Below are 14,379 nucleotides of genomic sequence, written 5' to 3'. Positions count from 1 at the left end.
TGAAATAGATTCGTCTCAGAATCAAAACCTAAATTATCAAATGAAAAAATACTATTTATTTATGTTGTTATTGTGTTTCGGAGTAGTCTCCGGAACGGTAGCACAAACTATTTTAAAAGGTACCGTTGTGTCTAAAACAGACGGTGAACCCATTCCCGGAGCAACTGTTCTTATTAAAGAGCAAAGTGAGAATGGAACAGCAACTGATTTTGATGGTAAGTTTACGTTAAGTGTAAATAAAGGGAAAGGAACTCTAATCGTTTCTTTTATAGGGTTTCAAAAAACTGAGTTTCCTTTTTCAGGAAACCAAGAATATTCAATAGCGCTTAATGAAGAGTCGAACGTTTTAGATGAGGTAGTACTAATTGGTTATGGTAGTGCAAAAAAAGGAGATCTTACTTCAGCGATTTCAACCGTAGAAAATATTGAGTCAATGTCTAGTAGACCAGTATCTACGTTAAATGATTTTCTTCAAGGAAGCGTATCTGGGGTAACAGTTTTGCAACAAGGAGGAGATCCATCTGAAGATGGTAGAGTGGTTATTAGAGGGTATGGTTCTTTTGCAAATGAAGAGCCACTAACGGTTGTAGATGGTGTGCCTTATTATGGTCCATCGATTAATCCAAATGATATTGCATCGGTGTCAATACTAAAAGATGCAGCAGCTGCTGCCATTTATGGAGCACAAGCAGCTTCTGGAGTTATTGTGATTGAAACTAAAAAAGGAAAAAAAGGAAAACCAAGAATTAGTTTTGACTTTTACAGCGGTGTGCAATCAGCAGCTAAATTACCTACGCCTTTAAATGCAAAGCAACAAGCAGATGTATATAATATGGCGGCAGATAATGCAGGTGCTCCAAGGCAATCTGCTCACGATGCAGAACAAAATCCATGGGGTCAAGTAACACGTACCAACTGGATGGATGCTATTTTTAGGTCAGGAGCTATGTACAACACCAATATGAATATAAGTGGTGCTACCGATAAGATGAATTATATGACATCTTTTGGATATCATAAAAAAGAAGGATTATTATTAAATACCTATTCAGAGCGTTTTTCTTTTAGAGTAAAAACAGACATACATCTTACAGATAATATTACAGTTGGTGAAAACGTGTATTATTCAAGAAGTGAATCTGTAGGTACAAACTCAACAAGTTCTTACTCAGGTAGTATTGTAAATGCATTGTATATGCCATCAGCAGCACCAATACGCGATGCAAACGGAAACTTTAGCGGAGTAGTACCAGAAAATTTATCAAATTATGCAGGTGCTTATGGAGATGTGTACAATCCTGTAGCTTTGTTGTTACGTCCAGATATTAGTAATCCAGTTAACTACTTAAATGCGAATGTATATCTTAACTATGATATTACGGACGGATTAAAATTTAAAACGAGTTATAGTTATAGTACTACAGATACGAAATATAAAAAGTTTTCTCCAAAAATTCCTGAGTTAGGAAGAACGAATTTAAACAATTATTTATATCAGAGTAACTCAGATACTAAGCGTTGGGTATGGGATAATCAGTTAAGTTATAAAAAGAGTTTTGGAGACCATAACTTAGATCTTACTGCTGTTTACTCATCACAGTTTACCGATTATGAATACTATTTTCAGCAGGGAGAAGGGTTTAGTAGTGAAGAACCTTTCAATCAATTCATGTCTAATGCATCAGTAATTAGAACTCCAGAAACAGACGTGTACGAAGACGCTTTAACTTCTGCAATAGGAAGGGTACTATATAACTATAAAGGTAAGTATTTCTTATCAGGAAGTATCCGTAGAGATGAAACCTCACGTTTAGCAAAAGAAAATCAAGCAGACTATTTTCCATCAGCTTCAGCAGCATGGAAAATATCAGGAGAAGATTTCTTTAATATTGAAGCTATCAATAATTTAAAAGTAAGAGCATCTTGGGGACAAATAGGAAATATCAACTCTGTAGGGTATTACTCTTTTGATGTTCCTTTAAACACCACAAATGTTATTTTAGGAGCAGATGGTTCTTTAGACGATAAAGGTACGTATGTAGGAAGACAATCAAACCCTAACCTTAAATGGGAAATTTCAGAATCTTTAGACTTTGGAATTGACATGAATTTATTCAACAATCGACTTTCTATTGTTGCCGATTATTTTGAGAAAACCACAAAGGGAATGATTATTCCTGGACTAGAAGATATTCACCAAGGAACGTCGGCTGCTGATGTAAATGGAGGAGAAGTTAAAAACACAGGATATGAATTTGCAGTTTCGTATAAAGATTATGTAGGAGATTTAAATTATAGTATTAGTGCAAACGCTAGTTTTCTTGATAATGAATTAAAGAACCTTAATGGGTATAACAGTAGTGGAATTGATTATATAGCACATTCAGATAATGTTAGAAGTACATTATATCCATACAGATCTGTAGTAGGAAAAGAATTATACGCTACTTATTTAGTGCCTTACTTAGGAATTTTCCAATCACAAGAAGAAATCAATGCACATAGTAAAGATGGGCAATTAATACAGCCCAACGCAGTACCGGGAGATTTTAAATTTCAAGACACTAACAACGATGGTAAAATAGATAATAACGACCGTGCTTTTATGGATAGTTATTTACCAGAAGTAACCTATAATTTAGGGTTAAACTTAGATTATAAAGGATTTGATTTGAACATGAACTTTCAAGGGGTAGGTGGAGTTAAGGTGTTCAATGCGTATAAGTTTACAGCTTTCAATGCTTCACAACAAGGGTATAATTTAGATAATGGAGCGTTAAATGCTTGGACTCCTCAAAATACAAACACAAATATTCCAAGATTATCAACACAAGACAATAACCAAACTTACGGAACGGCTTCAAGTTGGTATTTAGAAGACGCTTCTTACTTACGACTTAAAAACGTAACACTTGGCTATACAGTGCCAACAAGTAAAATGAGTTCTGTATTAAGTCAGTCATCATTAAGAGTATATGTCTCAGGAGAAAACCTATTTACAATCACAAACTATAATGGAATGGATCCTGAAGTAGGAGGTAAAGGGTTAGATGTAGGAAGATACCCTTCATCAAGAACTATCTCAGCAGGAATATCATTGTCATTATAACAAAATAAAAAAAAAGAAGATGAAAAATACATATATAAAACTAATTGCATACATCGTAAGTATTCAAATAGGATTTGTTTCCTGTTCAGATGATTTCACAAATCTAGAACCATTAGGAAGTACTTCGTATGAAAACTTTTGGAAAACAGAACAAGATGCTCTGGAAGCAGTAAACAGTTTATATTATTATATGAAAGATGATGATATGTTTGGAAGAGGGTTCTTTTGGTACATCAATGCATCAGATGATATGGTAACAGGGCGACTAAATGCTACAGCAGATAATGTGAAAAATTTTAATATAACAGGAGATGAAGGTTATACCTCTTGGATGTATCCTCAAAGTTATAAAATAATAAGAAGAGCTAACGATATACTTAAAAATGTTCCAGCAATGAACATTAGTAAAGAACAAAAAAACAGAATTGTAGGAGAAGCTTATTTTATGAGAGGATTTCATTATTTCTGGTTAGCACATACCTATGGAGATAATGATAAAAATGGAGGTGTCCCTATTGTTACCGAAGATAATATGGACGATGAAGCAGGGAGTTATAAACGACCAAAAAGCGTCATAGAAAATTATGAATTTATTGTTAAAGACTTAAAAAAAGCAGCAAACTTATTACCTCTTTTTACTGAAATGGGAGAAGGTGATTACGGACGTGCACATAAAGATGCAGCCTTAGCGTATATTGCAAAAACCTATTTGTATTGGGCACAATATGACAGTTCTAAATATACTGATGTGGTAACCTACTGTGATGCAGTAACAAACTCAGGATCGGGAAGAGCACTTATTGATACAGATAATCCTAAAAAAGATTTCAGATTGTTACATAGTCATCTTAATAACTGGACAAGTGAATACATTTGGTCTGCTAATTCAGGTGTTGAAGGCGGAAGTATTTTACCAGGTGTAATGTTAGAAAATAAAGGCTGGGGGCAATATAATGGTTGGGGATATTATACACCAACAGAAAGCCTGTATAACGAATTTGAACCTAACGATGTAAGAAGAGAAGTAACTGTCTTAAAATTTGGAGACGAATTTGAATTTTTTGGAGAAACAAAAAGATACCAATCAGAAAACTCACTATCAGGGTTTCAGTTCAACAAATACATGTATGAGTATACATTTGAAAATCCAGTAGGAACTTATATAAATTCCAATGGTAACTCACCAACAACACTATATAATACTCCAATACTGCGTTATGCAGAAATACTGTTAATGAAATCGGAAGCATTAATTCAACAAGGAGGAAATGGAGATGCAGATTTAAACAGAGTAAGAGAAAGAGCAGGATTACCACCTCTTAGCAATGCAACATTAGAAGATATAAAACACGAAAGACGTGTTGAGTTTGCAGGCGAGTTTGCTAACAGACATTACGATTTAGTACGTTGGGGGGATGCTGCTGAAGTATATAGTAAACCTTTATATGGCAGAATCCACACAGATAGATCAAACCCAGACTCAGACTACACTGTAGAGCAAATTTGGCAAGCAAGAAATTTTGACCCAACATATATGCATGTATGGCCTATTCCTAACGAAGTAATTATCTCTTCAGGAATAAAGCAAAATACTGGATGGTAATTTTAGTCATTTTTTTAGTTTAATTTAAGTTTAACAAAAAGATGTCGTTACGGCGGCATCTTTTTTATAAATGCATAAAATGAAATTTATTCAAAAGATATTTTTATACCTAATGTTAGGGGTAGGAGCTATACAAGCACAAACATCAAGCTCTACTTATAAAGTACATTCTCACAACGATTATAAACAATCAATTCCTTTTTGGAAAGCCTACGCAGCAGGAGTTCATTCTTTAGAAATAGATGTAATATTAAAAAATAATACCCTATTTGTAGCACATGAAACAGCCGAGATTATTAAAAAGCATACTATAGAGTCACTTTATTTAGACCCTTTACGAACAGCGTTAAAAAACGATCTTCAACTTACACATAAAATACAATTGTTAATAGATGTAAAGTCAGAAGCCTATAGTACACTAAATCGTTTAGTAAAAACTTTAAAAGGATACCCAGATCTTACCAAAAACAACAACATACAGTTTGTAATCTCAGGCGGAAAACCACAAGTTAAAGACTATGTAGACTATCCAGATTATATACAATTCGACCATCAAAAGTTAACCAATATTTTAAACAAAGAAGCATGGGGAAAGGTAGGATTGATAAGTGTAGACTATAAAAAATATTCTGTGTGGAATGGTAAAGGAAGAATGGTTGCTGATGAGTTTGATAAAGTGAAGAAAGTAATTGAAACAGCACACAATTTAAACAGACCTTTCCGTTTTTGGGGAGCACCAGATTCTGAGTCCGCTTGGAAAGTTTTTACCGACCTAAAAGTTGATTTTATAAATACAGATAAGCCTTTTGAAGCTACTAAATATCTTAATAGCTTACCAAAAAGAGTAAGTTTTAATAAAGAAACCTCAAAAGTTTATAAGCCTACTTTTACCTATGATCAAAAAAATAAAAAAATAGAAAACATCGTTTTATTGATTGGAGACGGAAATGGTGTATCACAAATTTCAGCAGCAGCCTTAGCTAATGGAGGAGATTTAACATTAACACAATTAAGAAGCTTAGGTTTTTTAAAAACACAATCATCAGATGATTTTACAACAGATTCTGCCGCAGGAGGTACAGCTATAGCAACAGGAACTAAAACATATAATAGAGCGATTGGAGTAGGACCTGACGGAAAACCAGTAAAAAACATTAGCGAACTATTGGTTGAACATAACTATAAAATAGGTTTAGTTACTACTGATGAAATTACAGGAGCAACACCTTCAGCTTTTTATGCACATCAAAAAGACAGGTCGCATATGAAACAAATAGCTACCGACCTTGTAGATAGTAAGATTTCATTATTTATAGGAGGAGGCGCTAAGCATTTTTCAAATAAAAAAGAAATGCCTTTTAGTATAAAAAAATCAATAGTAGAAATTACTACCGATGAAGAAAGAGTAGGGGTTTTTGCTGCAGAAGGAGGGATGCCAGGAATTAAGCAAGGAAGAGGTAATTTTTTAGCAGAAGCAACGCAGCGTAGTTTATCTTTTTTTAAGTCGAAGAAAGAACCGTTTTTATTAGTAGTAGAAGGAGCTCAGATAGATAGTTATGGACATTTTAATGATACAGAAGGTATTATAGCAGAAGGAATTGATTTTGATAAAGCGGTAACAGAAGCGATAAAATTTGCTGATGCTAACAAAAATACCTTGGTAATTGTTACGGCAGATCATGAAACTTCAGGGTTTTCGATTCCGCAAGGAGATATGAAGAACCACATGATTGAAGGCGATTTTACTACGCATGATCATACAGGAGCAATGGTTCCTTTATTTGCCTATGGTCCGCAATCAGATAAATTACAAGGAGTTTATGAAAACAGTGAACTTCTAGGTAAAATTCTTGAAATATTAAAAATTAAAAAGAATGAATAAAGCAAGGTTTCTTTTCGGTTTATTAATACTTATTTCACAAGTAGCATTTACACAATCTCATAAAATTTCAGGAAGGGTATATCACGACCAAAATCAAAATAGCGTTTACGATAAAGGAGAGCAACTGTTTAAAGGTATACTTATAAGTAACGGAAAAGATGTTGTGGCAACCAACTCTAAAGGAGTTTATAAAATAAAACCATTACAAAATAATCCAATATTTGTTATTAAACCAAAGGGGTACATTTCATCACGAACCCCACAAAATAATCTGAAGTTTTATTATTTGTTTGAAGAAACAACAGAAAATAAATCGTTTGATTTTCCGCTATATACTAACAAAGAAAAAGAGAATGTTACCATAGCACTCTTAGGAGACCTTCAATCCGATGTAATTGATGATATCCATCATGTTAGTAAATTAGTTACAGAAGAATTAGTGAGGAAACGTCCTGATATTATTATTCCTTTAGGAGATCTTTCATTTGATAATCTAGAAATATTTAAGCCACTATCAGAAACTTTAGGGCTGATTGGAGTGCCTGTATTTTATGTAATAGGAAATCACGATTTAAATTTTAGAGAACAAGAATTTTCTAATAGAGACAAAACTTTTGAAGCCTCATTTGGTCCTTCATATTATGCCTTTGAATATGGAGACAATTTGTTTTTAGTGCTCAATAATAATTTTCCAGTAAATAAACGAGAGTACATAGGAAAACTCGATGAAGATCAATTAACATTTGTATCACACATCACTAAAAAGTTTGCAACAAAATATAACTCGATAAAAATTTTTACACACATTCCCCTAGAGTATACAAGTAATAAGGAAGAGTTTATAGCATTAATGAAACCTTTTGATGAGGTATTTGTAGCAGCAGGACATACGCATACACAATATCATACTTATTTTGAAAGAAAACATAAATCAGCAGTACATCAATTAGTAGGAGGAGCTGTTTGCGGAGCTTGGTGGCAAGGAGCACATGATATAAATGGAATTCCTTTCGCTATGATGTATGATGGCACTCTAAAAGGATATTGGTTTTTAGAAACAGAAGACAAAGATTACCATCTTAGATATAAGGTTTCTGGGATGCCAATAGAAAAGCAGATCCAAATTTGGGTGCCAGAGAAGAAAGAATGGGATACAGAAATGAATGTTTTAAATGAGCCTTATGTATATGCGAATGTTTTTGCAGGGGACAATGCTACAAATGTTCAAGTATCTTTTGATGGTAAAACGTGGTTGCCTATGGAGAATTATAGTGGAGTAGCACCAGAATTAAAAAGATTCTATTTACTTCAAGAGTTAGGAAGATATAAGGGGCAAAAACTATCTAAAATGCCAAAACCAACGACAAAGAGTCATCATCTATGGAGGTTAAGAATCCCTCAGAGTCTTTCAAAAGGAATGCATTTAATAAGAGTAAAAGCCAATAGTTCTCAATTAAAAATTAACACAGAAGAAGTAAGAGTGTTTTATAAATAATAAGAACCTGTTTATTACAACTATTATTAAGAGGTACGAAGTAATCTTAATTCTAGGAATATAAAATATTGCTTAAAAAAGACTTATAGAAATTAGCTAAATCTAGTATAGTTCAGGAAAAGTTTTAATAAACAACAAAATTAGTATTAATCGGTTATGATAAAAAAAAATATTTAGTATTCTTGTTTTTAGGGTTTTATGTTTTAGTAAGTGATGAAAAGATAATATGTTTTTGTTTAAAAACACTTGTGTCAGAATTAAAGCCATTAATGCTTTCTATTATTACGTTTGTAGTTTTTTTTATAAAAAAAGGCATATAAGAGTTTAACTTCGTTACCACTAACTAATTAAACTTTTAAATTATGTCAACTACGACAACACAAAACCCAGTAATTAACCAACAAGGTTCAGCAGCTATAGATTCAGGTCAATATGCAACTTGGAATACAGCAAATGGTTCTACTTCTACTTTAACTGTTTCTAATCCAAGCAGAGCTAACACTCTATCATTAGGGATTACAGGAGCTCCTACAAGCGGGATTATTGTTCAAGTAAACGGTGAAAGTCAGTCAACATTGAATAACTTTTATGAGATTCCACCTAACACGCCTTCTTATATTATTAAGGCACAAGGTGATTTTGCAGGAAAGATTGTTACTATTACTAACAACACGAATGCTCAGAATGATGCAACTGCAGAAATTCAGGCGCAAACTACACAAGGTTAATAAAAAAAAAGGATTGTATATTTTATATACAATCCTTGCTTTTTTTGTATTTGCGAGTAACGCAGCATTTTCTCAAGGCATAACAAAATCCAAACTGGATACAATTGTGCTTTTAAAAAATGAATATGCTGTATTAGATACCAATAATGGGTCTCAGTGTATTTGTTATATTAATAATATAAGTAAGGCTCAGCAAGCAACTGTTGTTAACACAGGAGATACTAATAATGTAAAATTTAATGATAGTACCTCGTTTAATGGTATCCATATTTTAAAGATTAGAGAACAGCTTATAGCTGTCGCTGATTTTAAAGGGAGTCAACTGATTGTATCCAATTTATCACCTTACGATGTAATAGTAATTGTATCTATTTTATGTCCTAAGGATGATTAGTTTACAGTGTATCACAATACTTTTTTGAGGGGGATTTTTCATTCCTCAGTTTTGATACTCATACTTTATTGCACTACCAAGTTATTTTTCACACATATTATTCTAATGCTATGGGTTCAACTCTACAAGATACTGAGGGTACTTTATTTAGTAATGTGGATTCTGGAGATCCGTTATTGTATATTAATGTAACTCCAGAGTTAAATGAGTGGTCGGCTGTAGTACTACCAGAAGACTCAACCTATAAGGAATCTACACTTACTTTATCAAAAGCGAAAACTCTTTCGGTTTATTTTCTCTTTGCTGAAAATGCTCCTGATAACAATAATATTATCAATTATATAGATGAAGTTAAGGAGTACTTACAAAAGTATAGAGAAAACTTTTCAAATAATATTACTACTGCATGGTTGTTAGATGTAAATTCAAAACCAACCAATGAAAATGTCATTGCAATTAACTATTATGTGAATTCTCAGAATGTAATAAAGGTTAGCCAAACTTTTAATTACACCATGGGAAATAGTTTTGCAACATTATCAATTAGAAATAATACAGAAGTATCTTTCATTCCAGAAGGTGCAGCTACACAAATACAATTAAGTTACGATTTAAATAGTCCTAATATATCTTTTAACAGTAAAGAATTTGGAAGTGATACGCTGCTTAATAAAGATATATCCATATCATTTACCAAATACAATTGCGGAGCATTTAGTTTTCCGCTAGGTTTTAATTTAGAAAGCGATTTTAAAGCCTTTTACTTAGAAACATGTTACTATCATACAGAGCCAGCTGATAGTAGCCTTGTAAAATATAGTTATCCTATTTTTAAACCGCAATCAGATGTAGAGTATGCAATGACTCAAGCATCGATAGCCCCTTTAGATATAGGAAATAAAAAAGGATTAAATACTTATTTTGCGTTTACAGGAAGTATTTTTAATAGTAGTTCAGGAAAATCAACACCTTGCTATTTACCTAGCTTTTTTTCAATAAATACGGGTTACCCTATTACTTTATGGCCAAAAGTCAATTTAACTGAAAACACAAACCCTTCTAATAATTTAACTCCATTACCTAATAGTTCTTTATTACTTATTTCTCCCAGAGATATTGATGAAAATGAACGATTTTATTTACAGCCTGAAGGAGACTTTTTTATGGATCCACAATCAGATCAAGTAGATGAAAATGGCCAATTTGATTTTTTACCAGGATTATCAGGAACAGAAGTTATTTCCTTTACACCATACTCAGTTAAAGATAAAATTCCTATAGGAGATGTATTACGATTTAAAAGTAAACAACCAGCTTATGCACCAAATTTTCCTGCCCAAGAATTATCACTGGTAAACCCAGGAACAAACAATCCAACTTTAGAAAATAAATACTTTACAGGATGGTATAATATTATATCAGAGGTAGCAGAAAATGTTCAATATGTTTCTCAACCTGAAGGGGCTTCCTTATTTGCCAAAGATCATGGAGTAAGTGAGGGTAATGTAGGTAAATCTAATTTGTTAGGGTTTTATGAACCTAGTATAGATATGCCTCAACAAGATTTTTATATACCTATTGTTCCTTACCTAGCAGTAGAAGCAGATTCTCAAAAACTAGGAAACGATAACTTAACAACTTTCGAGTCCGAAGTACTTAGTAAAGAACGAAAAACTCTTATTACAAAACAATTAACAACACAAAGAGTCTCAAAAAGTGCAACCAAAAGAGTAAAATTATTAAGTGATGGAGATAGTAATTATGTAAGTTCTACAACTCCACAAGGATTAATAGCTCATGTAAAGAACAATGGAGCTTGGAGCATGCTTAACTTAGGGCAAAATGATATTCATCAAAACGCTACACCTGAGTATTTATATCCAGAAAATCAAGAATCGTCTGATCCTGCTCAATATCAAATGAGTTTTATTAATTTATCTACTAAATTACAAAGTGCTTTTCTAACTAATCAACAATTTTTAGTAGTCACTCAAAATAACCATTTAGGAACATTATTTTCTAAAAGTGGAGAACAAGGAGGGCAAACTACAGCAGAGGCTATATTTAATAACAAAATGTCAATTGAAGATTGGCCATTTGATATTAATGTAGGAACAACAAACACTTATGCCGACTATAATAATGTAGTCATTTTTAAATTTTGTAAAGGCAGGTTAATAGACAGAGTTAAAGACCCAAAGACTTGGACACAACCTAACACTTTTAATACTGAAGGAGTAGAGAACCCAGCGAATGCATATCAGCAGTTAGTTGCAATATCTTCATGGGTACAGGATTATATAGCAGAAGCAGAAAAAGCTTATCAATATGGGTTAGAACACCCAGAAAGTAATCAGGCAATTCTCTATGAAAAGTTCCATAATATCGTAAATAATAAAGATTGGAATGGAATTTTGGTGCTCAAAGCAGATATTGATTTACAAGAATTTCCTCAACAATTAAAAGGGTTAATATCTGGTATTAATCTAACTAGGTTTAATGCACATCATTTTGGAATAGAAGTTAATAAGGTAAATGCTGAAGGTCAGGTTCAAATGGAAAAAAATAGCTCTCTTTTTGGATTCATCAACTATTTAGATACAGCTTATCAACAACAACTATTACAAGGGCTAAATATTAATAAACCTGTACCGCCTTTAGCAGGAGCTACTTACGATTTTAAAGTACTTCAATTACAAGTTCTTTTTGAAAATACCGCTATTAAATTCTTTCAGAGTAAAGTACAATTAACAATGAACAATTTATTTTCTGATACTGTAATAGGTACGAATAATAAATATGGTTCTAAAACTCTAAATACGGTAGTGCTAGATGGCACATATCAAGATCATGACGGTACACCAGTATATGTATTTGAAAATACTGATGATAATTTATTCTACTTTGATAGTAATCTTCTTAAAAATGTAGAAATCACCAAAATTCAGTTTAATACATTAACGACTAATCCTAAAGCTACCCATATAGAATCTAGTTTTGCAATGTGGGGATATTTAAACTATGCAGTAATGCAAACAACCACTCCTGCAACAAATGAAACTGAAGAAAAAACAATTGTTATGGACGCTTTTTCTTTTGGAAATGGTGATGGTACAGATACAGATATCATAGATGGGTTGAGTTACAGTAATTTATTTATTGATATGGCATTTGATATCAGTACACCTACTGTGGTAGATTACGCTTTTGATGCTTCAAAAATAGTATTTAACTCAGGCCTTAGTACAACTAGGCAACTAAGCTTATACCCTAATTTTGCACTACAAATCAATAACCTTGTCAGTGGAGATAAGGATACTAAGCCTTCTAGTTTAGGGTATCTTAATTTAAGTTTACCTGGAATTAATACTACCGGGCTTTCAGAAGATTGGTATGGACTAGAAATGACCTTAAATATGGGTACTCCTGGTGAATTAGCAGCGTCGTTAGATTTTAATGCTAGTTTGCTAATAGCATGGAGTCCAGGAAATAAAGCTACCGATACTGCCTATAAGGCATTTGTGGGAATAAAACTCCCAGGAACCAGCAGTAATGCTAAACTTCTTAGTCTACAAGGAGTATTAAAATTATCTATCGATACTTTAAAATTAGAATATGTAGAAGCTCAGCAATCATATTTAATGACATTGAGTAAAATAGCACTAAAGTTTTTAGGAATTCTCAAACTTCCACCAGGAGGAAGTACCAATTTTTTACTTTTTGGAAACCCAAACCCAGGAGCTACTGCCAAAAGTTTAGGGTGGTACGCAGCATATAACAAAACTAAATCATAGATCATGGCAAGAGTACTCTATTGGAACATAGAACAGTTTGGAATTAATAAGATTAATAATCCAAGTATGGCAAGGCAAACAGGAAGTACACTATCTAGAAATGTAGCTTCAGGTCAGAGACTATGGCATATTTTAAATACTTTTTTTCTTAATATTCCAGATATATTTGTTGTGGTAGAAACATCTACAGGAGCAGGAAATGGAGAAGGTAGTCTGATAACAGCAGGAGGAAGAGATGGGGCTCTTGAATTATTGAACTTACTTCGTGTATATTTTGGAAATCAATGGAAATTAGTTCCTCCACTGATTTTGGGGGGAATGAATAGGACAGAAGGGATATCTGTATACTATAACTCAAATAACCTTAATTTTAGTGGGCCATGGGGTTGGCAAGGAGGAGGTAATGCTTCTGATTCTGTAGCTAATATTGGCGCAGGAAACCTAGTAACTTATGCTAATCCATGGGATAATTGTTTGCCAGCAACGTTAGTTCCACAGTTATCTCCTATAAACCCTGGAGTTAATTCTAATAGGTTAGCAGGGCAATGGCAGTTTAGAGGGGTACCCCCATTAGGAGGAGGTTTAGGGCCATTACTTAATTTTCCAGCGGCAGATTATAGACCCCCTTTTTTAACTACATTTTGGGATGCAGCTAATAATAGGACCATAAAATTATTTGCATATCATGCACCGCCTCATAACCCAGCAGCTGCTAATGGTACAAATACGATATCTCAAATAGATGAAATAATTAATCTAGGAGCTAATGAAGTTGCAGTCGTTGTAGGCGATTTTAACGTAGATATTAATGATGCACCTAATGTAGCTACAGCATATAATAACTTAGTAGGGTTAGGATACACAAGACATATTAATCCATCTCCTGCTCCTGCAACTTATCCAGCTCAAGGATACGTTTCTACCCATATGAAACAAGGAGGTAAGAGAGGGGCGACTCCTTGGGACACTAATGGATATCCTGCTTATGGATATGCAGTTACAGAATTTAGAGGTAGAAATACTAGTAGTATAGATAACATTTTAACACGATATGGTGGTTTAGGTGCTGGTGGACCTGCGGCTAATATGACTATTGTTAATAGGGTTACGGGAACCCCCTATAACCTAGATCCTAATCCGCCTGTGGGAGTTCCAGCTGGTCATTATGCTTATACAACTGGAATGGTTCAAATACCTGTTGGTATAGTTAATGCAGGGGCTCCAGTAGCGTTGCCGTTACCTCCCAATGGACCTAATGGTGTAGGAGGATATACTCCAGGAAATATAGGAGCTTTAAGTTATTTCAGAGGATGGGATAATTATGGTAAGATTAGAAGTACTAGTGACCATATGGCTTTAATTATAGATATATAA

The 14,379-nt window shown here is 33.4% G+C and carries 8 protein-coding genes; all 8 read left to right on the top strand.

Annotated elements, in window-relative coordinates; translation table 11 throughout:
• Positions 1–40 precede the first annotated feature (40 nt).
• The 8 genes from ACQYZ7_RS11740 to ACQYZ7_RS11705 all read left to right on the top strand — a co-directional run bounded on the left by ACQYZ7_RS11740 (position 41) and on the right by ACQYZ7_RS11705 (position 14,379).
• Entirely contained in the window at positions 41–3,109 is a 3,069-nt protein-coding gene (locus ACQYZ7_RS11740) for a SusC/RagA family TonB-linked outer membrane protein (protein ID WP_430729935.1), read from the top strand.
• A gap of 19 nt (positions 3,110–3,128) precedes the next feature.
• On the top strand, positions 3,129–4,712 hold the full coding sequence (locus ACQYZ7_RS11735; RefSeq protein WP_430729934.1) for a RagB/SusD family nutrient uptake outer membrane protein: 1,584 nt from the start codon (positions 3,129–3,131) through the stop codon (positions 4,710–4,712).
• Between the two features lie 79 nt (positions 4,713–4,791).
• Positions 4,792–6,594 (top strand): alkaline phosphatase, encoded by a 1,803-nt coding sequence (locus tag ACQYZ7_RS11730; RefSeq protein ID WP_430729933.1) that lies wholly within the window; start codon positions 4,792–4,794, stop codon positions 6,592–6,594.
• Positions 6,587–8,089: a calcineurin-like phosphoesterase C-terminal domain-containing protein gene (locus ACQYZ7_RS11725; RefSeq protein WP_430729932.1), complete on the top strand. Its 1,503-nt coding sequence runs from the start codon at positions 6,587–6,589 to the stop codon at positions 8,087–8,089. The genes ACQYZ7_RS11730 and ACQYZ7_RS11725 overlap by 8 nt, the downstream gene beginning before the upstream one ends.
• Positions 8,090–8,451: 362 nt before the next feature.
• The gene (locus ACQYZ7_RS11720) at positions 8,452–8,817 is read left to right on the top strand and encodes a hypothetical protein (protein ID WP_430729931.1); all 366 of its coding nucleotides are present in this window, start codon (positions 8,452–8,454) and stop codon (positions 8,815–8,817) included.
• Positions 8,774–9,211, top strand: a complete 438-nt coding sequence (locus ACQYZ7_RS11715) for a hypothetical protein (RefSeq protein ID WP_430729930.1) — start codon at positions 8,774–8,776, stop codon at positions 9,209–9,211. The genes ACQYZ7_RS11720 and ACQYZ7_RS11715 overlap by 44 nt, the downstream gene beginning before the upstream one ends.
• Before the next feature lie 110 nt (positions 9,212–9,321).
• Positions 9,322–13,005, top strand: coding sequence for a hypothetical protein (locus ACQYZ7_RS11710; RefSeq protein WP_430729929.1), 3,684 nt, complete (start codon positions 9,322–9,324; stop codon positions 13,003–13,005).
• Positions 13,006–13,008: 3 nt separating this feature from the next.
• Complete coding sequence (locus ACQYZ7_RS11705; RefSeq protein ID WP_430729928.1) at positions 13,009–14,379, top strand: hypothetical protein; 1,371 nt, start codon at positions 13,009–13,011, stop codon at positions 14,377–14,379.

The sequence above is a fragment of the Tenacibaculum sp. SDUM215027 genome, from assembly GCF_050566205.1.
Lineage (GTDB): Bacteria > Bacteroidota > Bacteroidia > Flavobacteriales > Flavobacteriaceae > Polaribacter.
Note: the sequence above shows the minus strand (reverse complement) of the source record. Positions and strands in the feature narration are given on the sequence as shown.